The following is a 26469-nucleotide window of genomic DNA, read 5'->3' as shown; positions in this document are numbered from 1 at the left end:
GGCGCGCACCCGATCAGGATTACTCCGCAGCGTCCGGAAGCTGGCCGGCTTCCACGGCCGGGTCGACCTTCGAGTTCTCGAGTTCGACGGACAGGCCGAGCGAGCGCATTTCCTTGACGAGAACGTTGAAGCTCTCCGGAATGCCTGCCTCGAACGTGTCATCGCCGCGGACGATCGCCTCGTACACCTTGGTGCGGCCCGCGACGTCGTCCGACTTCACGGTCAGCATTTCCTGCAGCGTATAGGCGGCGCCGTAGGCCTCGAGCGCCCAGACCTCCATTTCCCCGAAGCGCTGGCCGCCGAACTGCGCCTTGCCGCCCAGCGGCTGCTGGGTGACGAGCGAGTACGGGCCGATCGAACGGGCGTGGATCTTGTCGTCCACGAGGTGGTTCAGCTTCAGCATGTAGATGTATCCGACGGTCACCTGGCGGTCGAACTGGTCGCCGGTACGGCCGTCGTAGAGCGTCGACTGGCCGGTGATCTTGAGACCGGCCTTTTCGAGCATCTCGTTGACGTCCTTCTCGACGGCACCGTCGAAGACGGGTGTCGCGATCGAGACGCCGCGGCGGGTCTGCTCGGCAAGGCGGACGATGGAGTCATCGTCGTAGTCCTTGATCGGCTCGCCCTTCGGGCCGGTGCCCATGACGCTGTCGATCGTGTCGCGCAGCGGCTTGATGTCGCCGCCCGCCTTGTAGGCGTCCAGCATCTCGCCGATCTGCTTGCCCATGCCGGCGCAAGCCCAGCCGAGGTGCGTCTCGAGGATCTGGCCGACGTTCATGCGCGAAGGCACGCCGAGCGGGTTCAGAACGACGTCGACATGCGTGCCGTCTTCGAGGAACGGCATGTCCTCGATCGGAACGATGCGCGAAACGACACCCTTGTTGCCGTGACGGCCGGCCATCTTGTCGCCCGGCTGGATCTTGCGCTTCACGGCGACGAAGACCTTGACCATCTTCATGACGCCCGGAGGCATCTCGTCGCCGCGCTGGACCTTCTCGACCTTGTCCATGAAGCGCTGCTCAAGGCGCGACTTGGACTCGTCGTACTGGCCGCGGAGCGCCTCGATCTCGCCCTGGACCTTCTCGTCCTCGACGGCGAACATCCACCATTGCGAGCGGGGATATTCGGAGATGACGGCGTTCGTCAGTTCCGTGCCCTTCTTGAAGCCCTTCGGGCCGGCAACGGCGACGTGGCCGCGCAGCATGTCGATCAGACGGCCGTAGACGTTACGGTCGAGGATCGCCTGCTCGTCGTCACGGTCCTTCGCCAGACGCTCGATCTCCTCGCGCTCGATCGCCATCGCGCGTTCGTCCTTCTCCACGCCGTGGCGGTTGAAGACGCGAACCTCGACGACCGTGCCGAAGGTGCCCGGCGGCATGCGCATGGAGGTGTCGCGCACGTCGGAGGCCTTTTCGCCGAAGATGGCGCGCAGGAGCTTTTCCTCCGGCGTCATCGGGCTCTCGCCCTTCGGCGTGATCTTGCCGACGAGGATGTCGCCCGGCTGGACTTCCGCACCGATGTAGACGATGCCGGCCTCATCGAGGTTCTTCAGCGCTTCTTCCGAGACGTTCGGGATGTCGCGCGTGATTTCCTCCGGGCCGAGCTTGGTGTCGCGGGCCATGACCTCGAATTCCTCGATGTGGATCGAGGTGAAGACGTCATCGCGCACGATGCGCTCGGACAGCAGGATCGAGTCCTCGTAGTTGTAGCCGTTCCACGGCATGAACGCGACGAGCGCGTTGCGGCCGAGCGCGAGGTCGCCGAGGTCGGTCGACGGACCGTCCGCGATGATGTCGCCCTTGTTCAGAACGTCGCCGACGGAGACCAGCGGGCGCTGGTTGACGCAGGTGTTCTGGTTGGACCTCTGGAACTTCTGCAGGCGGTAGATGTCGACGCCCGACTTCGACGGGTCGAGGTCTTCGGTGGCGCGGATGACGATACGGGTCGCGTCGACCTGGTCGACGACGCCGCCGCGGCGGGCCGCGATGGCGGCGCCCGAGTCACGGGCGACGACCGGCTCCATGCCGGTGCCGACGAACGGCGCCTCGGCACGCAGAAGCGGCACGGCCTGACGCTGCATGTTCGAGCCCATGAGCGCGCGGTTCGCGTCGTCGTTCTCCAGGAACGGGATGAGCGCGGCCGCGACCGAAACGAGCTGCTTCGGCGAAACGTCCATCAGGTTGACCATGTCGCGCGGCGCGAGCATCACTTCGCCCGAATGACGGCAGACGACGAACTCTTCCACGAACGCGCCGTCCGGGGTGAGCTCCGAGTTCGCCTGGGCGACGTAGTACTTCGCCTCCTCCATGGCCGAGAGGTAGACCACCTCGGTCGTGACCTTGCCGTCGACGATCTTGCGGTACGGGCTTTCGATGAAGCCGTACTTGTTGACGCGGGCGAAGGTGGCGAGCGAGTTGATCAGGCCGATGTTCGGGCCTTCCGGCGTCTCGATCGGGCAGATTCGGCCGTAGTGGGTCGGGTGAACGTCGCGGACTTCGAAGCCGGCGCGCTCGCGGGTGAGACCGCCCGGGCCAAGGGCCGAAAGACGGCGCTTGTGGGTGATTTCCGAAAGCGGGTTCACCTGGTCCATGAACTGGGAGAGCTGCGAGGAACCGAAGAACTCGCGAACGGCGGCAGCCGCCGGCTTGGCGTTGATCAGGTCCTGCGGCATGACCGTGTCGATCTCGATCGAGGACATGCGTTCCTTGATCGCGCGCTCCATGCGCAGGAGGCCGAGGCGGTACTGGTTCTCCATCAGCTCGCCGACCGAGCGGACGCGGCGGTTGCCGAGGTTGTCGATGTCGTCGATCTCGCCCTTGCCGTCGCGCAGCTCGACCAGCATCTTGACGACCGCCAGGATGTCTTCCTTGCGCAGGATGCGGACCGTGTCGGCGACGTCGAGGTCGAGGCGCATGTTCATCTTCACGCGGCCGACGGCGGAGAGGTCGTAGCGCTCCGGATCGAAGAACAGCGTGTTGAACATGGCTTCGGCCGATTCCATCGTCGGCGGCTCGCCCGGACGCATGACGCGGTAGATGTCGAACAGAGCGTCCTGGCGGTTCTCGTTCTTGTCCGCGGCAAGCGTGTTGCGGATGTAGGCGCCGACATTGATGTGGTCGATGTCGAGGACCGGGATCTCGTCGAAGCCCGCCGACAGGATGACCGGCAGCGTCTTCTCGTCGATTTCGTCGCCGGCTTCGAGGTAGATCTCACCCGTCTCGTAGTTGACGACATCTTCGGCGAGGTAGTTGCCGTAAAGGTCCTCGTCGGTCGCCTTGAGGGCCTTGAGGCCCTTCTCGGCGAGCTGCTTCAAGAGGCGCGGCGTCAGCTTCTTGCCGATCTCGACAACGACCTCGCCCGTGTCGGCATCGATCATATCCGCAACGGCCTTCTGGCCCTTCAGCGCGTCGGGATTGAAGGGAATGCGCCAGCCTTCGCCGTCGCGCTGGTAGAGCGACTTCGTGTAGAAGGTCGACAGGATGTCTTCGCCGTCCATGCCGAGGGCCATGAGCAGCGAGGTGACGGGGATCTTGCGGCGGCGGTCGATGCGCGCATGCACGATGTCCTTGGCGTCGAACTCGATGTCGAGCCAGGAACCGCGGTACGGGATGACGCGGGCGGCGAAGAGCAGCTTGCCGGAAGAGTGGCTCTTGCCCTTGTCGTGGTCGAAGAACACGCCCGGCGAACGGTGCATCTGGGAGACGATGACGCGCTCGGTGCCGTTGACGATGAAGGTGCCGTTGTCCGTCATGAGCGGCATGTCGCCCATGTAGACGTTCTGTTCCTTGATGTCCTTGATCGATTTAGCGCCGGTGTCCTCGTCGATATCGAACACGATGAGGCGCAGCGTCACCTTGAGCGGCGCCGCATAGGTCAGGTCACGCTGGCGGCATTCCTCGACGTCGAACTTCGGCTGTTCGAACTCGTAGGAGACGAATTCGAGCATGGAAGCGCCGGAGAAGTCCGTGATCGGGAAAACCGACTTGAAAACGGCCTGAAGGCCCTCGTCCGGGCGACCGCCGGCGGGCTCCTCGACCATCAGGAATTGATCGTAAGACGCCTTCTGAACCTCGATGAGGTTCGGCATTTCAGCGACTTCAGGGATTTTTCCAAAAAACTTGCGTACGCGCCTACGACCGTTAAACGAAAGGGTCTGAGCCATCGTCGCTCCTTCAAATTAAGCATCCGGGCCTGCAACGGACGGGGTTCGCTGGCCAGTCGATCCCGTCTATCATGGGTTGGTTCAAACTCGTCTCGCCGCCCAAGCCACGGACCGGATTGCCCAATCGCTCGGAGGAAGACCATCCTCTTGAAGAACCCATTACCCAAAAGCCGGTTTTCGCGGCTTTTGGGTAATCCGTTCGGAGGAATCGTCAATGGGAGAGGGTCGAAACCCTCTCCCACCGCATTCCGGTATTACTTGACGTCGACCTTGGCGCCGGCATCCTCAAGCTTCTTCTTGAGGTCGGCGGCTTCAGCCTTGGAAACGCCTTCCTTGACCGGCTTCGGAGCGCCTTCGACCAGGTCCTTGGCTTCCTTGAGGCCGAGGCCGGTGATGGCGCGGACTTCCTTGATGACGTTGATCTTGTTGGCGCCGGCGTCCGTCAGGACGACGTCGAACTCGGTCTTTTCTTCTTCAGCGGCAGCAGCAGCACCGCCGGCAGCGCCGCCGGCAGCAGCGACAGCCACGGGAGCTGCAGCCGAAACGCCCCACTTCTCTTCCAGAAGCTTGGAAAGCTCAGCGGCTTCCAGGACGGTCAGCGAGGAGAGTTCTTCAACGATCTTTGCGAGATCAGCCATTTTGATAGTTCCTTTTATTCGGTTCGAACTGGTGTGTTTGATTTACAGCGAAAAACCGCCTCAAGCGGCTTCGTCCTTCTTGGCGTAGGCTGCAAACACGCGGGCAAGCTGGCTTGCCGGTGCGGCCGTGACCGTGGCGACGCGCGTTGCCGGGGCCGCGATGAGGCCCAGGAGCTTTGCGCGAAGCTCGTCGAGCGAGGGCAGAGTCGCAAGCGACTTGACACCTTCGGCGTCGAGCGTGGTCGAGCCCATGGCGCCGCCGAGGACAACGAGCTTGTCGTTGGTCTTGGCGAAATCCATGGCAACCTTCGGAGCCGTGATCGGATCATTGCTGTATGCAATCAGCGTCTGACCCTGGAAGAGATCGGTGATCCCTTCGGACTCCGTACCCTGAAGGGCAATCTTGGCCAGGCGGTTCTTCGCGACCTTGACGGTACCGCCCGCTGCACGCATCTTCGTACGAAGATCGTTCATCTGTGCAACGGTGATGCCGGCGTAGCGCGCCACGACAACCGAACCGGAAGCCTTGAAGACTTCGTTCAGCTCCGTGACGAATTCGCGTTTTTCCGCTCTTTCCACTGCCTATCTCCAGTTGACAGGACCCTTGACTTCTCGCGGGGCCTGCCGGGTTTGCCTTTGCCGCCAGGGATCCGTTTGAAGGGATCCCGAGCGACGCTCGAGGATCCTGTCCCCCCGCGCTCGGCTCCGTGAGCCGCGGCACAGGCAAGGTAGGTTCGAACCGAATTCCGCGTCATCCGACGCTGATGAAATCCAGGTCTCACCCGTCTCATGCAGGCAAAGTGATTAAGGCATAACCACCTGCAATCTCGGACAGGAGTTCCGGGTTGCCCCGGAAATTCCCGGCCAGACGAGGCCGGGAATTCTTGTCTGGTCCGGCCGGGGCCGGACCCGAAACTTAAGCGACGCTGAGGGTCGACGGATCGACCTTCACGCCCGGGCCCATCGTGGACGAGATGGCAACGCGCTTGACGTAGTTGCCCTTGGCGCCGGCCGGCTTCGCCTTGATGACGGCGTCGGCGAATGCCTTGATGTTCTCTTCCAGCGCCTTGGCGTCGAAGGAGGCCTTGCCGACGCCGGCGTGAATGATGCCGGCCTTCTCGACGCGGAACTCGACGGCGCCGCCCTTGGAGGCCTTGACGGCCGAGGCGACGTCCATGGTCACGGTGCCGACCTTCGGGTTCGGCATCATGCCGCGCGGGCCGAGGACCTTACCGAGACGACCGACGAGCGGCATCATGTCCGGGGTCGCGATGCAGCGGTCGAAGTCGATCTTGCCGCCCTGGACGATCTCGACGAGGTCTTCCGCGCCGACGACATCCGCGCCGGCAGCCTTGGCTTCGTCGGCCTTGGCGCCGCGGGCGAAGACGGCGACGCGAACGTCGCGGCCCGTGCCGTTCGGCAGGTTGACGACGCCGCGGACCATCTGGTCGGCGTGGCGCGGGTCGACGCCGAGGTTCATGGCGACTTCGACGGTCTCGTCGAACTTGGCCGTTGCACGTTCCTTGACGAGCGAAATCGCGTCGGAAAGGCCATACAGCTTTACCGGGTCGATGCCCTCACGGATCTTCTGGATACGCTTTGCGATCTTGGCCATGGTCTTAACCTACCACTTCCAGGCCCATGGCGCGGGCGGAGCCCTCGACCATCGCCATTGCGCCTTCGATATCGGCGGCGTTGAGATCCTTCATCTTGGCTTCGGCGATCGACTTGATCTGGGCCTTGGTGAGCTTGCCGACGGACGCGCCCTTGCCGGGGGTCTTCGAACCGGAGTTGATCTTGGCTTCCTTCTTGAGGAAGTAGGTCACCGGCGGCTGCTTCATCACGAAGGTGAAGGACTTGTCCTGGTAGTAGGTGATGACGACCGGGATCGGCATACCCTTTTCCATTTCCTGCGTCGCCGCGTTGAACGACTTGCAGAATTCCATGATGTTAATGCCACGCTGACCGAGCGCAGGACCAATCGGCGGCGACGGATTTGCCGAGCCGGCCTTTACCTGCAGCTTGAGCTGGCCTGCAACTTTCTTAGCCATTTCTCTCTGCCTTTCAGAATGCGGCCGGTCGCCCGGCCCGTGATGCCGGCCCGAAGACCGGCGGCTGCGGTTGCGTGGTACGGTTCCGGGCGGCCCGGCTTAGAAGGCCGCCTTCCCTTCCACGCGATCGGCGGAAACTTCCGCCACCAACCCTCGCATGAAGATTGGACTTCGATGAGCGGCGCCCGAAGGCCGCCGCCGAAATCAGATTTTCTCGACCTGGGCGTATTCCAGCTCGACCGGGGTGGCGCGACCGAAGATCGACACTTCCACCTTGAGGCGCGAACGCTCCTCGTCCACGTCCTGGACGATGCCGTTGAACGAAGCGAACGGGCCGTCGGAAACGCGAACCTGCTCGCCGATCTCGAAGGAGACCGAGGGCTTCGGACGGTCGACGCCGTCCTGGACCTGCGAGAGAATCCGCTCCGCCTCGCTGTCCGGGATCGGGACCGGCTTGTTGTCGGAACCGAGGAAACCCGTGACCTTCGGCGTGTTCTTGATGAGGTGGTACGCCTCGTCCGTCAGGTTCGCCCGCACCAGCACGTAGCCGGGGAAGAACTTGCGCTCGGAATCGACCTTGCGGCCGCGACGCACCTCGACAACCTTCTCGGTCGGCACGAGAATCTTCTCAAAGAGATGCTCAAGACCCTTCTGGCGGGCCTTGTTCTCGATGTCCTCGGCGACCTTCTTCTCGAAATTCGAATAGGCGTGGACGATGTACCAACGGGAAGCCATGTTCATCTCCGACCGATCAAGCGCTTGCGCTGAGGATGAGGCCGATCAGCCAGGCCAGCAGCTGGTCCGCAGCGAAGAAGAACACCGCGGCAAGGAAGACCATGATGAACACCATGACGGTCGAGATCATCGTCTCGCGCCGCGAAGGCCAAGTCACTTTCGCCGTCTCGGAGCGTACCTGCTGCAGAAACGCAATCGGATTCGTTTTCGATGCCATTGAATGTCCACGCCATTACGGCGCGTAAAGCTGAACTCTCAGCCCCACGCACCGCGTGTCTGTTTTGCCCTACATAAAGCCCGATTCCCTTTTTCACAAGAGGCAACCCAAGCTTTTCGCGAATTTAGGCGGACGCACGCCGCCATGCCATCCGCTGCCGTCGCTGCAAGTGGTCCGCGCTGTCCGGCTGGAATGGCAGGGGCAGAGGGGCTCGAACCCCCGACCTGCGGTTTTGGAGACCGCCGCTCTACCAACTGAGCTATACCCCTATGCTCGCCTGCCGTTTCCGGGCGGAACGCCTCTCGCCGGCAAGGCATGGCGTCTTTACGGCGCGCGGACCGAGTTGGCAAGTCCGGAGACGAGATTTTTTCACAGCTTGCGCGGGGTGCCGCGCCCTGCCGGCTTGCGTCCTACCAGCGCAGGCGAAGCTGCGCCCTGACGGCGCCGATCAGCTCGGCGTCCTGCCGCCGCACCGAAGCGCTCAGGTCGAGGCCGTCGAAGACGCGCTGCTCGATGCAAAGCTCCGTGCCGATCCTCCTGCTCCCGGTGACGGCGGTGCCCGACGCGATGAAGGACGTGCCGGTGCGCAAGGCCTGCACCTGCGCCTTCTGCGTCATGCGCACAGAGCCGTTGTAGCCATGCCGTACATTCGCATCGGCGGAGACGGAGGGGCTCACCACGACGTCGACGGAACGCGTCGCCATCCACCGGCGCGAGACGCCGGCACTTGCCGATGCGCGCCCGGTCGCGGGGTTGTAGGCGGCCGTCGCATTGCGCTCGCCGCCGGAGCGCCCCTGCCCGCGCATTTCCGCCCAGAACCGGGCGTTGTCGCGCGTGTTACGGATCCGGCCCGTCGACGACGTGGCCACAGAGACGTCGACCCCGGCGCTCATGTCGCTTCTTGCGGCGGCCTTCGCACCCATGCGCAGGCGATAGGCATAGCCGGAGAGCTTTGTCGGCGCCCAGATGAGGAGGGAATCACCCGCCTGCGCCTTTCCGGCAGGCATCGTTACGAGAATCATCGAAAGGGCGAGCGCTGCGCGCGCCGCGCGGACAAGAACATGCATGGAGAACGGGCCTGTCTCGTGGTTGCCGTGATGCGCATGGCACGCCTCGTGCCCGCCACACGCAGAGGCGCCCCCACAAACCGGATCGCGACGATCCGCAGGCGCCGTGCCCCCGGCGCATCGTACCGCGGGCCAAGTCGCCCGAAGCGACGCGGCAAACCTACCCTTTGGCAGCCGCCGCCTCTATCCCCAGAACTGGCGAGTTATGGCCGGCGGCTAAAAAAGCCGGCTTTTTCAAAGCGTCCGGAAAAGAAGCGCTCTATGATTTCCCCGCTGCCGGCAGGACTGCGGAACCCCTCCCCCCGTCATGCCGGGCCAGGCGTGCACCGGCTTCACGGAAAAGGCCCCGCGGTTTCCCGCGGGGCCCTTATCAGGTCGAAGGACCCGGATTACTCGACGATGGAGGCGACGATGCCTGCGCCGACGGTGCGGCCGCCTTCGCGGATGGCGAAGCGCAGCTTCTCTTCCATCGCGATCGGAACGATCAGCTCCACGTCCACCGTCACGTTGTCGCCCGGCATCACCATCTCCGTGCCTTCCGGAAGCGTCACGATCCCCGTCACGTCCGTCGTGCGGAAGTAGAACTGCGGACGGTAGTTCGTGAAGAACGGCGTGTGACGGCCGCCCTCTTCCTTCGTCAGGATGTAGGCTTCCGCCTTGAACTTCTTGTGCGGCTTGACCGAACCCGGCTTGCACAGGATCTGCCCGCGCTCCACGCCGTCACGGTTCACGCCGCGCAGCAGCGCGCCGATGTTGTCGCCCGCCTGGCCCTGGTCCAGAAGCTTGCGGAACATCTCAACGCCCGTGCAGGTCGTCTTCGTCGTCGGGCGGATGCCGACGATCTCGATTTCCTCACCGACCTTGACGACGCCGCGCTCGACGCGGCCCGTCACGACCGTGCCGCGGCCCGAGATCGAGAACACGTCCTCGATCGGCATCAGGAACGGCTGGTCGATCGGACGCTCCGGCGTCGGGATGTACGCATCGACCTGCGCCATCAGCTCGCGGATCGCGTCCTCGCCGATCTTCTTGTCCGAATCCTCCAGCGCCGCCAGGGCCGAGCCCTTGACGATCGGAATGTCGTCGCCCGGGAAGTCGTAGGACGACAGAAGCTCGCGCACTTCAAGCTCCACCAGCTCGAGAAGCTCGGCGTCGTCAACCTGGTCGACCTTGTTCAGGAACACCACGATCGCCGGAACGCCGACCTGGCGGGCAAGCAGGATGTGCTCGCGCGTCTGCGGCATCGGGCCGTCGGCGGCCGAAACGACCAGGATCGCGCCGTCCATCTGCGCAGCGCCCGTGATCATGTTCTTCACGTAGTCGGCGTGGCCGGGGCAGTCGACATGCGCATAGTGGCGGTTCGCCGTCTCGTATTCCACGTGCGCCGTCGAGATCGTGATCCCGCGCGCCTTCTCCTCAGGCGCTGCGTCGATCTGGTCGTACGCCTTGAACTCCCCGAAATACTTCGTGATCGCCGCAGTCAGCGACGTCTTGCCATGGTCAACGTGACCGATCGTGCCGATATTCACGTGAGGCTTCGTGCGCTCAAACTTACCTTTTGCCATGTTTTCTTTCCTACTGAACGAAAGTTGGGCTAACCGGCCCTTCCGGTTTGGCAGGCGTTTAAGGCTTTCGCAACGAATGCGCAAGCGTTAAATGCACGGGAAAACATGCCGGAAACGAGCTGAGGCGAGCCAGATCGCTCCCATATCGGAATTCGGAATCACTTTTTCAAGACAAAGCTTTACAGCAGAATTCTGATTCCTTGAATCAGGAGAGGAAGCCAAGCGGAAAGCCGGAATCGCCCCGCATATTCCCCTCGAAGGCTTGAGAGCGGTCGATCTGCGCGCGCCGGCGGGCTGCCGGAAGTCGCAGCGCGCCGGATGCGCCGGGTTGCAAAACCTGTTGCTCCTCGCGTCCCCATCCTGTAGCGGGCGGGCCCAAAGCCGGCACCGCGTGAGGACAACCTCGCAGCCGACGGTCGTGGCCCGCGAACCTGCGCTTCAGGCTTCCTCGTCGTCGGCCTCGAGCAGGTCGATCAGTTCGGCGACGCGCGAGCCCGGCAGCGGGCGCCCCTGTCCCATCAGGGCCTCGTCGTTATGGAGCCAGTTCCACGCCTCCCTCAATTCCTCGCCCGATGCACCGGTCGCCATCAGGTCGGCCACCAGTTCGTCGTCCACAGGACCAAGGACGGACAGGATCTCGTCATGGGTCATCGGTATGCCTCCACCTTGCAAGATCAATGAATTACAGATGGGGCGGCAGTCCTCTTGAAACAAGGAAGGCGGGCTCGCAAATCATTTCACGCCGGTTGCCGAAGCCGGAGCCGGCAGTGCCGGGCAGCCGCCTCCCTCCATTGAAAATCGTCAGGCCCGCGGCGCCGATCCTCCATCGGCAACGGGTACGTTGACGGCAGTTGCCCGAAAGCCATGTCTCCCTCGCTTGGTTTCGGGCATGCCGCGCGGACACGGATTGCCTCCCAAGGGCAATCCGTGTCCGCGCGGCCGTGCGATCGCAAATATTGTGGCCGCCGTTCACGGAACCACCCTTGCCCGGCCGAAGATGCGAGCCATATCGCTTCAGGAAACCTCAAGGGAGCAAGAGCCATTTCCCCACGCGCCCTGCCCATCCTGCTGATCCCGCTAAGCAGCTGTTCCGGCACGCAGTCGGCGCTCGACCCGGCGGGCGAGGAGGCGGCGGCGATCTACCGGCTCCTCCTCGTCATGGTCGTCGGCGGCGCGCTGATCTGGCTCGCCGTCGTCGGCCTGCTCGTCCATGCCGGCAGGAAGCGGGAGAAACCGTGGTCGGCGGAGAAGGCCGGCCGGCTCATCGCCTGGGGTGGAGTCGCCTTTCCCGTCACCGTGCTGCTGGCGCTGCTTGCCTACGCCGTATGGCTGATGCCGGCGGTCCGGCCATGGCTCGCCCGCCAGGTGCCGGAGCCCGAGACGATCGCGGTCGTCGGCGAGCAGTTCTGGTGGCGCATCCGCTATCCGGCCGGCGACGGCGTGCCGGCCTTCGAGACGGCGAACGAGCTGCGCCTGCCGGTCGGCGAGCGCGTCGCCTTTTCGCTGACGACGGCCGACGTCATCCATTCCTTCTGGATTCCCGCCCTCGGCGGCAAGATGGACATGATCCCCGGCCGAACGAACACGCTGTCGCTGCTGCCGACGAAAACGGGCGTCTTCCGCGCGCCCTGCGCCGAATTCTGCGGCACTTCCCACACGCTGATGGCCTTCTCGGTCGTCGTCATGGAGCCGGCGGAATACGACGCCTGGCGGCGGGCGCAGGCGGCGGGCAACCGGCCGGCGGCCAGCGAAGGCGAGCGGCTCTTCGCGCATCACGGCTGCGCCGGCTGTCACAGCGTGCGCGGCGTGACGCCGCCGGCCGGCCTTGGACCCGACCTCACCTTCTTCGGCCAGCGCGGCACGGTCGGCGCCGGCACGCTCGCCAACACGCCTGAAAACGTCGCGCGCTTCATCCGCGATCCCGCCGCCGTCAAGCCCGGCGCGAAGATGCCGGCCTTCGCCATGCTGCCGGACCGGGAAATCGGCGCCATCGCCGCTTATCTCACGGGGCTCGAATGACCGAAACCGCCCGGCCGGAGCTTTCCAGAGAAGAGCGGGAGGCGCAGGAAGCGCAGCTGCGCGAGGTCTGGCGCACGCCGTCCGGCTGGCGCTACTGGACCTCGGTCAACAACACAGAGATCGGCCTCTGGTACGGCGCGGCGGCCTTCCTCTTCATGCTCTTCGCCGGGGTGTTGGCGCTGCTGGTGCGGCTGCAGCTCGCCGTGCCGGGGAACGATTTCCTTTCCGCCGATACCTTCAACCAGGCCTTCACCCTGCACGGCACGGTGATGATGTTCCTCTTCGCCGTGCCGATCTTCGAGGCCGTCGCCATCTTCCTGCTGCCCTCCATGCTCGGCGCGCGGGAGCTGCCCTTCCCCCGCCTCTCGGCCTTCGGCTTCTGGAGCTTTGCGCTCGGCGGCGTGTTCGTCTGCGGCTCGATCTTCTTCGGCGCGGCGCCGAACACCGGCTGGTTCATGTATCCGCCGCTCGCCACCGACAAGGAATATTCCGGCATCGGCGCAGACATCTGGCTGCTCGGCCTCTCCTTCATCGAGGTCGCCTCGATCGCCGCCGCGGTGGAGCTCATCGTCGGCATCATGAAGTGCCGCGCGCCCGGCATGCGCATCAACATGATGCCGCTCTTCGCCTGGTACCTGCTGATCGTCGCCGGCATGATCCTCTTCGCCTTCCCGCCGCTGATCGCCGGCGACATCCTGTTCGAGATGGAGCGGATGTTCGACTGGCCGTTCTTCGACGCGGCGCGCGGCGGCGACCCGCTGCTCTGGCAGCACCTCTTCTGGATCTTCGGCCACCCGGAGGTCTACATCATCTTCCTGCCGGCCATCGCGCTCATGGCGATGATCGTGCCGACCTTCGCGCAGCGGCCGATCGTCGGCTATTCCTGGATCGTGCTCGCCGCCGTCGGCACCGGCTTCCTCAGCTTCGGGCTGTGGGTGCACCACATGTTCACCACCGGCCTGCCGCAGATCTCGCTCGCCTTCTTCTCCGCCGCCTCCGAGGCGGTGGCGATCCCCACCGGCGTGCAGATCTTCGTCTTCATCGCCACCATGCTGGCCGGCCGCGTCATCTTCTCCGTGCCGATGCTCTTCGGCGCGGGCGGCCTTGCGATCTTCGTCATCGGCGGGCTGACGGGCGTCATGGTGGCGCTCGTGCCCTTCGACTGGCAGGCGCACGACACCTATTTCGTCGTCGCCCACCTGCACTACGTGCTGATCGGCGGCATGCTCTTTCCGGTCGTCGCGGGCATCTACTACTACTATCCGCTGCTGAACGCGCGCAAACTCTCCGACCGGCTCGGCAAGGTCGCCTTCTGGCTGATGTTCGCCGGCTTCAACATCGCCTTCTTCCCGATGCATCTTGCGGGCCTGCGCGGCATGCCGCGCCGCGTCTTCACCTATCCCGCCGACATCGGCTGGGACTGGTTCAACCTGATCTCGACCGTCGGGGCCTTCATCTTCGCCGCGGGCGTCGCCGTCGTGGTGATCGACGTGGTGCGCCCGAAGCACCGCCAGCCCAAGGGCGAGCAGAATCCCTGGAACTCCGGCACGCTGGAATGGATTTCCGAGCCGGAGGAGACTTGGGGCGTGCGCTCCATCCCCATCATCAGGAGCCGCTACCCGATCTGGGACCAGCCCGGCCTCATCGAGGACATCAAGGCCGGCCGCTACTACCTGCCCGACGCGAGGGACGGCGAGCGGGAGACGCTCGTCACCTCCGTGCTCGATGCGGAGCCGATCCAGTGCCTGCGCGTCGGCGGCACCTCGCTCCTCACCATTCTCGCCGCCTTCGCGCTCGGCGGCGTCTTCATCGCGCTCACCTTCCACTGGTGGATCGCGACGCTTCTCTGCGCCATCGTCACGCTCGCCGCCATCATCGCCTGGCTGTGGACCGGCACGGCCGTCATCCCGAAGGAGGAGATGCGGGATGTCGGCCTCGGCAAAACCCTGCCGCTCTACACGTCCGGGCCGCAATCGGTCGGCTGGTGGGCGATGTTCATCACCATGGCCGGCGACGGCACGGCCTATGCCAGCCTGATGTTCGGCTACTTCTTCTACTGGACGATCCACGAGGACTTCACGGGGGGACATGCTGGTCCCGGAATGCTGTGGCCGCTTGCGGCCGCCGCCCTCTTCACGCTTGCCTGGTTCGCCATGCTGATCGCCCGCCGCGTCAACGGAAATGACCGGCCCGATCTCACCCGCCTTTCGCTCATCGTCTCCGTCCTGCTGACGCTCTCGGCCTGTTGCGCCGGCCTTGCCGGGCCCTATTTCAACGGCATGGACCCGACCGCCCATGTCTATCCGGCGATCGTGTGGATCGTCGCCCTCTGGACCGTCCTGCACGGCGGCGTCGGCATCGTCATGCAGCTCTACTGCCTGGCGCGCAGCCTCGCCGGCCGGATGAGCGCACGCCACGACATGGATTTGCGCAACGTCGTGCTCTACTGGCACTTCCTCGTCATCACGGCGATCACGTCGTTCGGCGTCATCGGCCTCTTTCCGGAGGCAAGGTGACGCCATGCGCCTGATCCCCAAGGAAGTCGAAAGCCTCTGGACCCTCTTCACCGCACCGACGATCTGGGCGCTGCATTTCCTCGCCTGCTACATCACCGCCGCCGTCTATTGCGCGAAGGCGGGCGCCGCCGCGCTTTCCTTCGACGCGGTACGCTTCGCCCTCGGCGCGATCACGCTCGCCGCGCTTGCCGGCATCGTGCTCTCGGCCTTCCTCGCCTGGCGGCAATGGGGGTTCGGTTCGGGCGATCCGCCGCACGACGAACCGACCCGCAAGGATCGCCTGCTCTTCCAGGGCTTTGCGACATTGCTGCTCTCGGGCCTCAGCTTCGTGGCCGTGCTCTTCGTCGCCGTGCCGCTCGTCTTCATCGGGGCCTGCCAGCCATGAAGAGGATCGCGCTCGTTACCGGCCTCTGCCTGCTTGGCGTGCTTGGCGCCACCCTCGCGGCGAGCTTCGGGAACGGCTCCTTCACCGCACACATGGTCGTCCATATGGGAGTGGTCGCGGTTGCGTCACCTCTGATCGCCTACGGCATCGCCGACACGCCGCACGATCCGTTCCCGCCTCCGGCCCGGCCGTCGCCCATCCTCGCCTCGATCGTCGAGCTTGTCGTCGTGTGGTTCTGGCATGTCCCGGCGATGCGGCTCGTCGCAGACGGAAGCCTCGCCCTCACCCTCGTCGAGCAGGCGAGCTTTCTTGCCGCCGGCCTTCTTTTATGGCTCGCCTGCTTCCGCCCGGACGAAGGACGCCTTGCCGGCGCGATCGGCCTCTTGTTCACCTCCATGCACATGACCTTGCTGGGCGTGCTGCTCGCGCTCGCCCCGCGCCCCCTTTACGGCGAGGGCGATGTCACCTGCTTCGGCATGCCGCTCTCGGCCGCCGCCGACCAGCAGATCGGCGGCGTCGTCATGCTGATGACCGGCGCCTTCGCCTATCTCGCAGGCGGCATCGTGCTGCTGGCAGGCCTGCTGCGCGAGGACGCGAAACTGCCGACGGGAAAACCGCGATGCTGATCGGCTGGAGACATATCGCCGGCCTCATCGGCGCCGGCGCGCTTGCGGCCCTCCTCGTCGCCTGGGCCGGCGTCATCGGCATAGGCGCGAGCACCGGCCATTGGAAAGCAACGGACTGGTTCCTGCACTGGGCGATGCGCTCCTCCGTGCGCACCGCCGCCCTCGGAACGACGGTTCCGCCCTTCACTGAGGGCATGCTGCCGATGGCCGCCGGCCATTTCGAGGCGGGCTGCGCGATCTGCCACGGCTCGCCCGCCATGGCGCCGCCGGAGAGCGTCCGCAACATGCTGCCCGCTCCGCCGGACTTGACGGACAAGGTCGCAACCTGGAGCGACGCGGAGCTTTTCCAGATCGTGCAGCATGGCGTGCGCTTCACCGGCATGCCGGCCTGGCCGGTCGAGGGCCGCGAGGACGAAGCCTGGGCGATGGTCGCCTTCCTGCGCCGTTATCCGGCGCTCGACGCGGACGGGTATCGCGCATTGGCGGGCTTCGCCGCGAGCCAGTCGAAGAGGATGGACCGGTTGATCGAGACCTGCGAGGGCTGCCACGCACCGGGCCGGCTGGGAGCGGAAAGCCTCATCCCGCGGCTGTCCGGACAATCCGCGACCTATCTCGAGCAGGCCCTTGCAGCCTATGCGGACGGCACGCGGCCAAGCGGGGTCATGGCCGTTGCGATCCAGGGCCTGGCCGAGGCGGAACGGCAGGCCCTCGCCCGGCATTTCGCGGACCGGTCCCCGGCCTTCCCCCGGCCGGCCTCGGAGGACGCACGGCTTCGGCACGGCGAAACGCTCGCCCTGAAGGGCGATCCGGACCGGCGTATCCCTGCCTGCCTGTCCTGCCACGACAAGGCCGGGGCAAACCCGGCCTATCCGCGCCTTTCCGGCCAGCCCGCCGCCTATCTCGCCAACCAGCTCCGGCTCTTCGCCGGGAAGACGCGCGGCGGCGGGCCGTTCCGCGACGTGATGATCCGGGTGGCCGCCAATCTGGAAGCCGACGACATGACGGCCCTCGCCGCCTATTTCGCCACGCGCAGGCCATCGGATTGAACAGGTCCGGATCGCCGTTCCCGCGCCGGCGACGGGCATTCTCCAGTTTTTTCGGAACCGGACGCGCCTCTGCGGGTTGGTCAAGGTCAGTTCCGACAAAGAGGAGATCCGACGATGAAAGTCAGCGAAGTCATGACGCGCAATGTGCGTGTCGCCAATGCGGACGAGACCATCCAGGATGCCGCCCGCATCATGGCGGAGATCGATGCCGGCGTGGTGCCGGTCGGCAAGGACGGGAAGCTGGTGGGCATGCTCACCGACCGGGATATCGCCATCCGCGCCGTCGCCGAAGGCCGGGGACCGGATACGAAGGTCAGCGACGTCATGTCGGCCGAGGTGAAATATTGCTTCGACGACGAAGCGCTGGACGAGGTCTGCAGCAACCTCGGCGACCAGCAGATCCGCCGCATACCCGTCCTCGACCGCAACAAGCAGCTGGTCGGCATCCTGTCGCTCGGCGACGTGGCGGTCGAGACCGGAGGCGATGGCGCCGGCGAAGCGCTGGCGGCGATTTCCCGCCCGGGCGGCGCCCATTCCCAATCGAGCGCGCAGCCCCACTAGGCCGCGACCGTTCCGAGGCGTGCCGGACCCGTGAAGCGGCGTTCCGCTTCGCGGGTCCGTTGCGCTGTCCGCGACCTGCGGCGGACAATCAGCGTTGAACGGACTTGCCGGAGGCCGACAGCTTCCGGCCCGCAAACCGCATGGCCATGCCGATCGGGACGGCGATGATCCAGCACAGCAAGGCCGCAGCGTAGAGAACGGCTCGCGGAACGATTGCCAGGAGGCCCGTGAAGTGGACGGGCGACCATATCGCCGCAGCGGTGATCGCCACGTCGACCGGGACGCGGACGAGAGGGAAAAGGGCTGCGCCGACCGCCAGATAGACGAGCAGAGGCACCTTTGCCGCCCAACTCCAATCCCATGACAGCCATGCCGCGGCGGCGAACAAGCACGCCGCGATCGCATAGCTCGTGATGATGTACTGCCATTCCCATAGCGTCCTTTTCCGCCGTTCGGTCCCAGGCATCAAAACCCCTCCGCTCTCCTATCGAAGCCAGATGCGCTCAAGAGCTGCTCCAGCACGACGGATATGAGGATATGATCGCCGGACCGGCTTGACGAGCACGGCGGACAATATTCCGCGCTTGCCGGCCGATCGAAGGAGCATGGATCAGCGTTCGGATTCGTTGGCTTCGGGGGTCGCAGCCGTGAGCGAGGCCTCGTCGACCACCGTTATTTTCATGTAGTCCCCGGTGACGTACATCTCCTCCGTGCCCGGCGCCTTCGCCGTGAAGCGGATACCGCGCGCCGGCGTCACGCCCTTGCAGAACATCGAATAGCGCCGGACCACGCCCGCGTCGGAGAACTCGCCGATACGCGAGGACGGAAGATTGCCCCACACATCGCGCCACTCGCGGGGCAACCTGCCGCAATCGCCGCGCTCGCCATGGATGATGCGGCTCTGGCCGACGACCAGGCGGACCTCGGGCAGATAGGTGATGAGAGGTGCGTCATCGACCTCCGTTCGCCATGGCCTCCATTGCGTGTCCCAGGCAAGGCCGGTCGCCACGCCCATCGCGAAAAGCCCTGCCCCGGCAAGGACCGTCAGGATCAACCGCCTGTCCACTGCCGTATTCCCCCGCGCCGAAACGGCTGCCGGGCTTTCTTCGGGAGCTTCGTCCGCAGGAGGCTCCGAGGCGCTGCGCGCCCGGTCGTAAAGGGCGCTCCAGTGCGCCGCCAGCCCCGCGTCCGACTCGACCTTCAGGAGCCGCGAGAGGACCCGGACGCTCCGGGGCCGGGGCAGATGGCGGCCGGAGCGCCAGTTGTTGAGGTTGCGGACGGCCGTATCGAACTGCTTCTGCCCCCGCCCGCCCGTCATCTCGCAATATCTTGCCGCCAGCGACATGTTGTCGGAGAAGCCGCTGCGATCGCAAAGCGCATCGAAGAGCGTGTGCCAGGTATCGATATGCTCGAAGTTCCTTTCCATAGGCACCCTTTTTCAAAGACCTCGATCGTGCCCGGCCGAGGCGGACGTCACCTCGATCTTGAAGTAGTCGTCGAGCACCTTCAGCTCCTCGACACCCGGGCGAATGGCTATGAACTTGATGGCGCGCACGACCATCTCCTCCCCGCAGCCGTTCATCATCTTCGTGGCAAGGCCGCCGTCGACGAAAATACCCGTCTTGCTGGCCGGCAGGCCCGGCACGATGTCGGCCCAACTCGAAGGCGCGCCACCGCATCCTTCGACCGCGCCGTGTATGAGCTTCTCGGTTCCGACGGACAGAAACGCCCTTGCATTATAGGCGACCGTCGGAAGTCCCGCCCTGTCGGCCGGCATGTTGCCCGTGACCGCCAGTCCGTTCATTCCCGTCGCGACCAGGATCCCGGCGGGTAATGCCGCCGACCAGAACAGGACCGTCCGCGGCGTCAGTGCGCCCCCTCCGGCAGGCCTGCCGCCATCGCCCCCAAGGACCGCCTCCTGCAGGTCGACAGCGCGGCCGCGCTCTTCGCCGCCATGCACGGCGTGGTAGGTTTCATCCCACTTCCTCCTGAGGAACGGGTCCGAATCCACGTCGAGCAGCCTGGAAAGGACGGCGGCGTTGCGCCGCAGCGGGATGCGTTTGCCAAGACGCCAGTCGCGCAGGTTCTTCTCGGCCGCCTGGAAGTCCCTTTCGCCCGACCGCCCCATCTGCCGGCACAATTCGCTCGCCAGCTCGGCGTTCTCGGGATAGCCGCGCTGATGGCAAAGCCTGTCGAACAAAACGTTCCAGCTGCTCGATCCACCCCATTCTTCCGAAGTCAAGACAAGGCTTCCCCTTTTTGGAAAGTGTATGCGCACTCTAGCTGCAAGGCATGAAAGATGAAGGGGTTTTTCTTGGGGTTTTCCTATTTTTCCTGAGATTGCCCGATTTTCCGGTAGTCAATTTACTGGATTGTGCTTCCCTTCAAACGCTGAAACCAAGCAGCGTCGCCCGCTCGACTGCTGAACTCGGCTGCGGTGAAATCAACACGGGAGTGAATAATATGCGCGTCTCGGCCACCACTTTGATTACTGCCTTCGTCATCGGATGTTTTTCTGCATCGTCTGTCCACGCCGCGTGCACCGGAAGCAACGGCCGGGGATGGGGTAGCGGCAGGGGAGCGGGCCAGTTCGAAATGACCGCCCGCGACAAGAGCTGCAGGATCAGCTTTCCGGGCTTCATAGACGACGTCAGGAAGACCCGTATTCCTGCAACGGACGTCACCGTCACGCGGCAGCCGAAGAACGGCAAGGTTTCGGTGGCGGCGGGAAAAGGCGTGATCTACACGCCGAACGCAGGCTTCAAGGGCAAGGACAGGTTCTGCACGAAAAACACGTCCTCGAAAGTGAAGGGAAAATCCCTTTCCGGATGCGTCACGGTCACCATCCGGTAGCCTTCCTCGCGCCGGCCGGCAACGCCTTCTGACGTGAGAAAGGTCTCCGGTGCGCTTCCGGCCCGTAAACATGCCTGATTGGAACGGGCCTTCGACGACAGCGGCCGCATTCTACGGCGCGGCCCTGTTTCGTGAATGGTTTTCCGGACTTGCGCAAAAAACATGCCTCCCATGCCTTCGCCCGCCGCGGGGAAAAGTATTTCATGAGCCGTACGCGCGATTAAGATCGCAAGGCCTTCCCAAGCCGCGCGTCAGGACGGGCGGCGCCTTCGCAGACCTGCGCGCCGCGCTGCCTGGCGCGCTCGCCATCGACGAGTAGAACCATCCGCATGACCGCCGTCCACGACGACAGCCTCGCCTCCCCGCAGCCGGCACCGCGCAACCGCAACTTCGTCCTCTTCGCCGTGGCGCAATGCGCGAGCTTCACCGGCGCCTGGGCACAGAAGACGGCTGTCGGCTGGCTGACCTGGGAACTGACGCATTCGCCCGCATGGGTCGGCGCCGTCGCCCTCAGCGATCTCATCGCGGCACTATGGGTGGCCCCGCTCGCCGGCGCGGTCGCCGACCGCAGCAACCCCTACCGCCTGATCTGGTTCACCCAGGCGCTCACGGTCGTCAACTGCTGCATCATCTGGTTCCTCGTCGCCGCCGGGCTCGCCTCGCCGTGGCTGCTGCTCGCCTGGGCCGTGGCGGACTCAACGCTGCAAGGCTTCAACCAGCCGGTTCGCATGCTGGTGACGGGCGCGCTCGCGCCTGAGGGGCGGATATCGCAGGCGATCGCCGCCAACTCCATCGCCGTCAACGTCGCCCGGACGGCCGGTCCCGCGATCGCCGGCCTGCTCATCGTCAAGGCCGGCGTCGAGAGCGTCTTCCTTTTCAACGCGCTTTCCTTTGCCGTCGTGTTCGCGGCCTTGCTGCATGTCCGCCGCTGGATCGACCGCCCTGCCCTCGCCCCGCGTTCCGCGCGCCTTTCCGGCGAGGTTCTCGCCGGCTTCCGCTATATCCGCACGGAGCCGTCCATCGCGATGCTGTTCGTGCTGACGATCTCGTTCTCGCTGCTCGCCCGCCCCTTCACCGAGCTCTTTCCGGCCCTCGCCGGCGGTTCGTTCGGCGGCGGGCCGCAGATGCTGGCCATGCTGATGAGCGCGCAGGGACTGGGGGCCTTCGTGGGCGCAAGCTGGATGCTGCGGCGCCAGAGCACGCCGGCCCTCGTTCGCATAAGCTACGGCGCCGCCCTCGGCATCGCCGTGGCGCTGATCGCCTTTTCCTTCGCGGAATCGGCACTTTTCGCCCTGCCACTGATCGCGATCGCGGGCCTGTTCCACGTCGTGTGCAACATCGCCATGCAGTCCATGGCCCAGTCGCTCAGCCTTCCCGCCATGCGGGGCCGCGTGCTGGCGCTCTATACGCTCATCTTCCGCGCGGCACCCGCGCTCGGCGCCTTCGTGCTCGGCTGGCTTGCGGAGTGGTTCGATCTCCAGGTGATGATCGGCATCGCCGCCGGCCTCTTCGCCATCGTCGTCGTCGCCGCGCTGCCTTCCGCCAGGCGGATCTACTTCGGCGAGCGAACGTGACCGTTCACGCCTGCGCACCGCGCCCTTCGAGCGTCAGAACCCGAGTGGAAATCCGATCAGCCAGGTATCGGTCGTGCGTGACCAGCAGCATGGCGAGCCCCTTCTCGCGCACGATGCCGACGAGGAGCTCGATCACCTCCTTCTGGCTGACGGGATCGAGCCGCGAGGTCGCCTCGTCCGCAAAGAGGAAGACCGGATCGAGCAGCAGGGCACGCAGGACCGCGAAACGCTGCAACTCACCGCCGGAAACCTGCCCCGGCCGCCGGTCGAGCAGGTCGTTCCGCAGACGCAACCGGGCCAGCAGCGCCTCGACCTCGGACCATGGCCGCCCGTGCAGCCTTGCCAGATCGGCAAGCCCCTTGCGCAGCGGCTGATGCGGGATGAAGGCGGCCGGCGGATCCTGATAGAGCTTCTGGAAGCGCAAGGGCGCATGGCCGCCGCCCCGCGCCACCTCTCCCGCATCCGGGGGAACGAGCCCGAGCAGGATGTTGCCCACGGTGGTCTTGCCGCAGCCGCTCGGACCGACGATCGAGACGATCTCGCCGGCGCGAAGCTCGATGTCGAGATTGCGGAACAGGGTCCTGCCGCCGAAGGACTTTGCCAGCCCGCGCCCGCAGAGCACGACCCCGCCCCCGCCCGCCGGCGCCTGCCGCGCCCAGCCTTGCGGGTCGGCGGCGACCAGCGCGCGGGTATAATCGTGCTGCGGCGCGTCCAGCAGCGTCCCGGCCGCGCCGTATTCCACCAGCCGCCCGTCGAGCATGACGCCCACCGTGCCGCCAAGCGCGCGAGCCACCGCCACGTCATGGGTGATGGTCAGCAGCAGGCGCCCGTCTTCCGCCTCGCGCTTCAGCCGCGAGGCGACGGAATCCCGCAGGTCGGTATCCAGCCCCTTGGTCGGCTCGTCGGCGATGACGAGGTCGCTGCCGCCGGCATGGGCGATGGCGATCGCCACCCGCTGGCACATGCCGCCGGACATCTGGAACGGATAGAGCGAACCGGCATGGCCGAGGCCGACATCGGCAAGGTCGTCCTGCGCCAGCCGCGCGCTGCGGCGCGCATCCCTTCCCTTCACATGGCGGTGCACCTCCGCCACTTGCGCCGCGACCCGCATGGTCGGATCGAGCGCCAGCCACGGCTCCTGCGGCATCAGCGAAATCGCGCGTCCCCAGCGGCCGCGCCGCGCGGCGGGGGAGCCTGCCAGCAGATCGGCGCCGCCGAGGACCGCCCGGCCGGAGGCGTGGAGCTCCGGCGGCAGGTTCCCCATGATCGCCTGCGCCACCAGCGACTTGCCGGAACCGCTTTCGCCCAGCAGGGTCAAAGGCGCGCCGGCGCGGATCGAAAAGGAGACGTCCGTGACGATCCTCTGCCTGCCGGCATCGACGCAAAGGCCGTCGACCGTCAGTTCTTCCATGCTTGCCCGGACGTTCATGGGCGTTCTCCCTGCGCGACGAGTTGAAGGCCGAGCACCAGAAGGAAAATGAGGGCGGCGGGCAGCAGCACATGCACCGGCGCCTCGGCGTAATACGGCAGAAGCTCGACGATCATGCTGCCCAGTTCCGGCGTCGGCGGCTGCAGGCCGACGCTGATGGCGCTGAGCGTGGAAACCGCGACGATGGCGCTCGCCATGGCGAAGGCCGAGAGCGTCGCGATCATCGGCGCGATTGCCGGCAGCACCTGGTTGCGCAGGATGTAACCCGGCCCGAAGCCCAGCATCCGGGCGGCCTCGATCTGCGGCTGCACCAGGATCGTCGCCGTCGCGGCGCGCGTCACCCGGTAGAACTCCACCCAGAGCGTCAGCGCCAGGCCGAGAAACAGCGGGCCGTAATTTCCCGGCGCGAACGCCAGAAGCAGAAGCACGAGCATCAGCCCCGGAAGGGCGAGCACCACCGTGGCCAGGAAATCGAGCCCCCGAGCCAGCCATCCGCCCTTCCACGCGGCGGCAAGGCCGAGCAGCACGCCCGGAACGGCGGCGGCCAGCATGGTGAGGAAGGCGAGCCCGAAGGACAGCCGCGCCCCATGCGCAAGGCGCGCAAGCAGGCTGCGGCCGTAGTGATCGGTCCCGAGCAGATGATCGCCGCCGATCGGCGCGAGGCTTGCGCCGAAATCCTGCGCGGCCGGATCGGCCGTTATGAGGAGCGGTCCGAGCAGCGCGAAACCGCCGACGGCAACCAGAAGCGCCGCCCCGAGGAGCCGGCTGCCGCCGGAGCGCAGGCGCGGATGGTCGAGCAAGATGTCGCGGGTTGTCATGGCGTCCTCCTGAGGCGCGGATCGAGCCAGAGCGAAAACCCGTCGACGGCAGCGGTGATGACGACGAACATCAGGCCCATGGTCAGCGCCGTTCCCTGCACCATGGGAACGTCGCGCTCGACGATGGCGTGGACCAGCGCATGGCCGATGCCGGGATAGGCGAAGAGCGATTCCACCACCACGACGCCTTCGATGAGGTAGATCGCCTGCAGGCCGAGATAGGAAACCACCGGAATGGCGGCGTTGCGCAGGCCATGCCGGCGCACCACAACGGCCTCGGCAAGCCCCTTGTGGCGGGCGAAGGCGAAATAGGGCGCGCTTGCCACGGCGGCGACGGCGTTGCGCGTCACCCGGCTCGACATGGCGGCAAGCCCGAGCGACAGCGTGAGCGCCGGCAGCAGGATCTCGCGCGGCGAGCCGAAGCCCGCCGGCGGCAGCCAGCCGAGCTGCTTGGAAAAGACCAGCATCAGCACCAGCCCCAGCACGAAGGGCGGGACGGCGCGGAACACCGCCGCGCCGGCAAGGCCGAGCCGGTCGGCGATGCCGCCGGGCTTCAGGCCGCAGAGCACGCCGACGGCGGGGCCGATCAAAAGCGAGAGGAAAAGCGCCGCCGCCGCCAGCCAGACCGACGCGCCGAGCTGCGTCTTTAACTCCTCGACGACCGGAGCGCCCGTCACCAGGGAGTGCCCGAGATCGAAGCGCAGGAGGCTGCCGAGCCATTCGAGGAACTGGGCCGGCCAGGGGCGGTCGAGGCCGAGCTCCAGGCGGACCTTTTCCGCCGCGCCGGCGATGCCGGCGTCCGGCCCGTAGCGGCCGGCGGCGATCCGCATGGCGGCATCGCCCGGCAGCACCCGCATGAGAACGAAGCACAGCGCACCGACGGTGACGGCGACGACGGCCATCTGCACGAGACGCGCGAGAAGGAAGCGTTTCATCGGTCGCACTCCGTCACTCGGCCCAGCGAATTGCGGCGACGCCGTAGTTCACCTCCAGCGGATCGACCTCCACCCCGGCGATCCGCTTGTTGGAAACGATCGCGAGCTCGGACCAGGTAACGGGAATGCCCGGCAGTTCCGCCTGCAGGATCTCGACCGACCGGCGTTGCAGCCCGGCGCGTTCGCCCGGATCGCTGGTGACGGCCAGTTTCGCGATGATGTCCTGCATTTGCGCGTTCTCCCATCCCGTCGCGCCCCAATCGCTGCCGCCCGGCGCGTAGTCGGTCAGGAGCGTGCCGACCGGGTCGGGCACGATGGAATAGAGGCGGGACACCAGCCCCATTTGCAGCGTGCCGTCCTGGTGGCGGGCGGGAAGAGCTGGGTGGCCGCCAGCGCCGGATTGCGCAGGATCACCTTGGCGATCCCGGCACGATCGAGCGCGAGGCTGACGGCCTGCCGCTCCTCCACCTCGTCGAAGAACGGCGAGGCGGCGTTGAGCTTCAGGAGCCGCGTGCGGGGAATGGTGGCGATCTGCACGTCAAGCTTCGGATCGGCCTTCAGCCGGTCCACCGACACGGGCAGCATGGAGAAGACCAGATCGGCCTCGCCGCTCTCGGCCATCACCGCGCGCGTTTCGCCCTGCCCCACGGCCAGATAGCTGACTTCGGCGATGCCGGGCTTGCCGCCCCACCAGCTCTCCGAGGCCTCCATCTCCAGCCGCGCCGGCGGCGTCAGGCGCTTGACCTTATAGGGGCCGGTGCCGACGATCCCCGTCACCCTGCCCGCAGCGTCGAAGGACGAAGGCGCAAGAACGATCGTGCTGAAATGGACGAGATAGGCCGGCAGGGCGGAGAACGGCTTTTCGAGGCGGATCACCACGTCCTGCCCGTCGCTTTCGATGCCTGCGACCGGCGCCTGCGACAGAACGCCGACACCGGCAAGCGCCCGGTTGAGGCTCGCCGCCGCCGCATCCGCCGTGACGGGAGAGCCGTCGTGGAAGAGAGCGTCGCGGCGAAGCGTGAAGCGCCATGCCAGCCCGTCCCCGGAGACGTTCCAGCTTTCGGCCAGCCCCGGAACCAGCCGGCCCTGCCTGTCGGCGGTAACCAGCGTCTCGGCCACCTGAAGGCGGCTGAAGATGTAGCCGGTCTGGGCCGGATCGATGCCGGCGATCTCCCAGGGGCCGGCAATCTTCAGGGCCTCGGCGCAGGCATGGCCGATCGGCAGCGACGCTCCGAGCGCCAATGTCAGGAAGAGCGCTTTCACAATGCGCAT

At 65.9% G+C, this 26469-nt stretch carries 26 protein-coding genes and 1 tRNA gene; 8 read left to right on the top strand and 19 right to left on the bottom strand.

The window, feature by feature from the left end:
- Positions 1-19: 19 nt before the first annotated feature.
- The 11 genes from rpoB to ACIIOY_RS18010 form a co-directional block, all read right to left on the bottom strand.
- Positions 20-4162, bottom strand: coding sequence for a DNA-directed RNA polymerase subunit beta (gene rpoB / locus ACIIOY_RS18060; protein ID WP_411036069.1), 4143 nt, complete (start codon positions 4160-4162; stop codon positions 20-22).
- A gap of 254 nt (positions 4163-4416) precedes the next feature.
- Positions 4417-4800 carry a 50S ribosomal protein L7/L12 gene (rplL, locus tag ACIIOY_RS18055; RefSeq protein ID WP_411036068.1) on the bottom strand — a complete coding sequence of 128 codons (384 nt, stop codon included), beginning with the start codon at positions 4798-4800 and terminating at the stop codon, positions 4417-4419.
- A gap of 60 nt (positions 4801-4860) precedes the next feature.
- On the bottom strand, positions 4861-5379 hold the full coding sequence (rplJ, locus tag ACIIOY_RS18050; RefSeq protein WP_411036067.1) for a 50S ribosomal protein L10: 519 nt from the start codon (positions 5377-5379) through the stop codon (positions 4861-4863).
- 337 nt (positions 5380-5716) lie between these two features.
- Complete coding sequence (gene rplA, locus ACIIOY_RS18045; RefSeq protein WP_411036066.1) at positions 5717-6415, bottom strand: 50S ribosomal protein L1; 699 nt, start codon at positions 6413-6415, stop codon at positions 5717-5719.
- A gap of 4 nt (positions 6416-6419) precedes the next feature.
- The gene (gene rplK, locus ACIIOY_RS18040) at positions 6420-6851 is read right to left on the bottom strand and encodes a 50S ribosomal protein L11 (protein WP_411036065.1); all 432 of its coding nucleotides are present in this window, start codon (positions 6849-6851) and stop codon (positions 6420-6422) included.
- 204 nt (positions 6852-7055) lie between these two features.
- Entirely contained in the window at positions 7056-7586 is a 531-nt protein-coding gene (gene nusG, locus ACIIOY_RS18035) for a transcription termination/antitermination protein NusG (protein WP_411036064.1), read from the bottom strand.
- A 16-nt stretch (positions 7587-7602) separates the two neighbouring features.
- A complete protein-coding gene (secE, locus tag ACIIOY_RS18030; RefSeq protein WP_411036063.1) occupies positions 7603-7803 on the bottom strand; it encodes a preprotein translocase subunit SecE in 201 nt (66 codons plus the stop codon).
- Positions 7804-7996: 193 nt separating this feature from the next.
- Positions 7997-8072: transfer RNA gene (locus ACIIOY_RS18025), tRNA-Trp, on the bottom strand.
- A gap of 141 nt (positions 8073-8213) precedes the next feature.
- On the bottom strand, positions 8214-8870 hold the full coding sequence (locus ACIIOY_RS18020) for a hypothetical protein (protein ID WP_411036062.1): 657 nt from the start codon (positions 8868-8870) through the stop codon (positions 8214-8216).
- Positions 8871-9259: 389 nt separating this feature from the next.
- Positions 9260-10435, bottom strand: a complete 1176-nt coding sequence (gene tuf / locus ACIIOY_RS18015) for an elongation factor Tu (protein WP_411036061.1) — start codon at positions 10433-10435, stop codon at positions 9260-9262.
- A gap of 438 nt (positions 10436-10873) precedes the next feature.
- Complete coding sequence (locus ACIIOY_RS18010) at positions 10874-11086, bottom strand: hypothetical protein (RefSeq protein ID WP_411036060.1); 213 nt, start codon at positions 11084-11086, stop codon at positions 10874-10876.
- Between the two features lie 276 nt (positions 11087-11362).
- Here ACIIOY_RS18010 and coxB point away from each other — a divergent pair, with 276 nt between their 5' ends.
- The 6 genes from coxB to ACIIOY_RS17980 all read left to right on the top strand — a co-directional run bounded on the left by coxB (position 11363) and on the right by ACIIOY_RS17980 (position 17588).
- On the top strand, positions 11363-12454 hold the full coding sequence (gene coxB / locus ACIIOY_RS18005; protein ID WP_411036059.1) for a cytochrome c oxidase subunit II: 1092 nt from the start codon (positions 11363-11365) through the stop codon (positions 12452-12454).
- Positions 12451-14970 (top strand): cytochrome c oxidase subunit I, encoded by a 2520-nt coding sequence (ctaD, locus tag ACIIOY_RS18000; RefSeq protein WP_411036058.1) that lies wholly within the window; start codon positions 12451-12453, stop codon positions 14968-14970. The genes coxB and ctaD overlap by 4 nt, the downstream gene beginning before the upstream one ends.
- Before the next feature lie 4 nt (positions 14971-14974).
- Positions 14975-15355: a hypothetical protein gene (locus tag ACIIOY_RS17995; protein WP_411036057.1), complete on the top strand. Its 381-nt coding sequence runs from the start codon at positions 14975-14977 to the stop codon at positions 15353-15355.
- On the top strand, positions 15352-15981 hold the full coding sequence (locus ACIIOY_RS17990; protein ID WP_411036056.1) for a cytochrome c oxidase assembly protein: 630 nt from the start codon (positions 15352-15354) through the stop codon (positions 15979-15981). Before ACIIOY_RS17995 ends, ACIIOY_RS17990 begins: the two co-directional genes overlap by 4 nt.
- Positions 15975-17027: a c-type cytochrome gene (locus ACIIOY_RS17985; RefSeq protein WP_411036055.1), complete on the top strand. Its 1053-nt coding sequence runs from the start codon at positions 15975-15977 to the stop codon at positions 17025-17027. The genes ACIIOY_RS17990 and ACIIOY_RS17985 overlap by 7 nt, the downstream gene beginning before the upstream one ends.
- A 114-nt stretch (positions 17028-17141) precedes the next feature.
- On the top strand, positions 17142-17588 hold the full coding sequence (locus ACIIOY_RS17980) for a CBS domain-containing protein (RefSeq protein WP_411036054.1): 447 nt from the start codon (positions 17142-17144) through the stop codon (positions 17586-17588).
- Between the two features lie 88 nt (positions 17589-17676).
- Here ACIIOY_RS17980 and ACIIOY_RS17975 read toward each other — a convergent pair whose 3' ends face one another.
- From ACIIOY_RS17975 to ACIIOY_RS17965, 3 genes are all read right to left on the bottom strand, one after another.
- Positions 17677-18054, bottom strand: a complete 378-nt coding sequence (locus ACIIOY_RS17975; protein ID WP_411036053.1) for a hypothetical protein — start codon at positions 18052-18054, stop codon at positions 17677-17679.
- 144 nt (positions 18055-18198) lie between these two features.
- Positions 18199-19014, bottom strand: coding sequence for a hypothetical protein (locus ACIIOY_RS17970; protein ID WP_411036052.1), 816 nt, complete (start codon positions 19012-19014; stop codon positions 18199-18201).
- A gap of 12 nt (positions 19015-19026) precedes the next feature.
- Complete coding sequence (locus tag ACIIOY_RS17965) at positions 19027-19830, bottom strand: hypothetical protein (protein ID WP_411036051.1); 804 nt, start codon at positions 19828-19830, stop codon at positions 19027-19029.
- A gap of 50 nt (positions 19831-19880) precedes the next feature.
- On the opposite strand from ACIIOY_RS17965, the gene ACIIOY_RS17960 reads away from it, so the two are divergent.
- Both ACIIOY_RS17960 and ACIIOY_RS17955 read left to right on the top strand, forming a co-directional pair.
- The gene (locus tag ACIIOY_RS17960; protein WP_411036050.1) at positions 19881-20441 is read left to right on the top strand and encodes an Ig-like domain-containing protein; all 561 of its coding nucleotides are present in this window, start codon (positions 19881-19883) and stop codon (positions 20439-20441) included.
- Between the two features lie 329 nt (positions 20442-20770).
- Positions 20771-22015, top strand: a complete 1245-nt coding sequence (locus ACIIOY_RS17955) for an MFS transporter (protein ID WP_411036049.1) — start codon at positions 20771-20773, stop codon at positions 22013-22015.
- Positions 22016-22019: 4 nt separating this feature from the next.
- Here the strand turns inward: ACIIOY_RS17955 and ACIIOY_RS17950 are convergent, their stop codons facing one another.
- From ACIIOY_RS17950 to ACIIOY_RS17930, 5 genes are read right to left on the bottom strand one after another with little or no spacing between them, the layout of a single operon-like run.
- Positions 22020-23444 carry an ABC transporter ATP-binding protein gene (locus ACIIOY_RS17950; protein WP_411036048.1) on the bottom strand — a complete coding sequence of 475 codons (1425 nt, stop codon included), beginning with the start codon at positions 23442-23444 and terminating at the stop codon, positions 22020-22022.
- Positions 23441-24262 (bottom strand): ABC transporter permease, encoded by an 822-nt coding sequence (locus ACIIOY_RS17945; RefSeq protein WP_411036047.1) that lies wholly within the window; start codon positions 24260-24262, stop codon positions 23441-23443. The genes ACIIOY_RS17950 and ACIIOY_RS17945 overlap by 4 nt, the downstream gene beginning before the upstream one ends.
- Entirely contained in the window at positions 24259-25197 is a 939-nt protein-coding gene (locus ACIIOY_RS17940) for an ABC transporter permease (protein ID WP_411036046.1), read from the bottom strand. Before ACIIOY_RS17940 ends, ACIIOY_RS17945 begins: the two co-directional genes overlap by 4 nt.
- Positions 25198-25210: 13 nt before the next feature.
- Positions 25211-25540: a periplasmic substrate-binding domain-containing protein gene (locus tag ACIIOY_RS17935; RefSeq protein WP_411036045.1), complete on the bottom strand. Its 330-nt coding sequence runs from the start codon at positions 25538-25540 to the stop codon at positions 25211-25213.
- A complete protein-coding gene (locus tag ACIIOY_RS17930) occupies positions 25483-26469 on the bottom strand; it encodes an ABC transporter substrate-binding protein (RefSeq protein WP_411036044.1) in 987 nt (328 codons plus the stop codon). The genes ACIIOY_RS17935 and ACIIOY_RS17930 overlap by 58 nt, the downstream gene beginning before the upstream one ends.

This window comes from Shinella agrisoli, assembly GCF_046557955.1.
Taxonomy (GTDB): Bacteria; Pseudomonadota; Alphaproteobacteria; order Rhizobiales; family Rhizobiaceae; genus Shinella.
This window is presented reverse-complemented; position numbering and strand designations above follow the sequence as displayed.

Coding starts and splice junctions, on each gene's coding strand:
- ACIIOY_RS17940 (WP_411036046.1), bottom strand. CDS start 25,197: ATGAAACGCTTCCTTCTCGCGCGTCTCGTGCAGATGGCCGTCGTCGCC.
- rplA (WP_411036066.1), bottom strand. CDS start 6,415: ATGGCCAAGATCGCAAAGCGTATCCAGAAGATCCGTGAGGGCATCGAC.
- ACIIOY_RS17980 (WP_411036054.1), top strand. CDS start 17,142: ATGAAAGTCAGCGAAGTCATGACGCGCAATGTGCGTGTCGCCAATGCG.
- ACIIOY_RS17955 (WP_411036049.1), top strand. CDS start 20,771: ATGACCGCCGTCCACGACGACAGCCTCGCCTCCCCGCAGCCGGCACCG.
- rplL (WP_411036068.1), bottom strand. CDS start 4,800: ATGGCTGATCTCGCAAAGATCGTTGAAGAACTCTCCTCGCTGACCGTC.
- tuf (WP_411036061.1), bottom strand. CDS start 10,435: ATGGCAAAAGGTAAGTTTGAGCGCACGAAGCCTCACGTGAATATCGGC.
- ACIIOY_RS17985 (WP_411036055.1), top strand. CDS start 15,975: ATGCTGATCGGCTGGAGACATATCGCCGGCCTCATCGGCGCCGGCGCG.
- ACIIOY_RS18010 (WP_411036060.1), bottom strand. CDS start 11,086: ATGACCCATGACGAGATCCTGTCCGTCCTTGGTCCTGTGGACGACGAA.
- rpoB (WP_411036069.1), bottom strand. CDS start 4,162: ATGGCTCAGACCCTTTCGTTTAACGGTCGTAGGCGCGTACGCAAGTTT.
- ACIIOY_RS17990 (WP_411036056.1), top strand. CDS start 15,352: ATGAAGAGGATCGCGCTCGTTACCGGCCTCTGCCTGCTTGGCGTGCTT.
- ACIIOY_RS17945 (WP_411036047.1), bottom strand. CDS start 24,262: ATGACAACCCGCGACATCTTGCTCGACCATCCGCGCCTGCGCTCCGGC.
- ACIIOY_RS17960 (WP_411036050.1), top strand. CDS start 19,881: ATGAAAGATGAAGGGGTTTTTCTTGGGGTTTTCCTATTTTTCCTGAGA.
- ACIIOY_RS17935 (WP_411036045.1), bottom strand. CDS start 25,540: ATGGGGCTGGTGTCCCGCCTCTATTCCATCGTGCCCGACCCGGTCGGC.
- ACIIOY_RS17930 (WP_411036044.1), bottom strand. CDS start 26,469: ATGCGCATTGTGAAAGCGCTCTTCCTGACATTGGCGCTCGGAGCGTCG.
- ACIIOY_RS18020 (WP_411036062.1), bottom strand. CDS start 8,870: ATGCATGTTCTTGTCCGCGCGGCGCGCGCAGCGCTCGCCCTTTCGATG.
- rplK (WP_411036065.1), bottom strand. CDS start 6,851: ATGGCTAAGAAAGTTGCAGGCCAGCTCAAGCTGCAGGTAAAGGCCGGC.
- ACIIOY_RS17995 (WP_411036057.1), top strand. CDS start 14,975: ATGCGCCTGATCCCCAAGGAAGTCGAAAGCCTCTGGACCCTCTTCACC.
- ACIIOY_RS17970 (WP_411036052.1), bottom strand. CDS start 19,014: ATGGAAAGGAACTTCGAGCATATCGATACCTGGCACACGCTCTTCGAT.
- nusG (WP_411036064.1), bottom strand. CDS start 7,586: ATGGCTTCCCGTTGGTACATCGTCCACGCCTATTCGAATTTCGAGAAG.
- secE (WP_411036063.1), bottom strand. CDS start 7,803: ATGGCATCGAAAACGAATCCGATTGCGTTTCTGCAGCAGGTACGCTCC.
- ACIIOY_RS17950 (WP_411036048.1), bottom strand. CDS start 23,444: ATGAACGTCCGGGCAAGCATGGAAGAACTGACGGTCGACGGCCTTTGC.
- ctaD (WP_411036058.1), top strand. CDS start 12,451: ATGACCGAAACCGCCCGGCCGGAGCTTTCCAGAGAAGAGCGGGAGGCG.
- ACIIOY_RS17975 (WP_411036053.1), bottom strand. CDS start 18,054: ATGCCTGGGACCGAACGGCGGAAAAGGACGCTATGGGAATGGCAGTAC.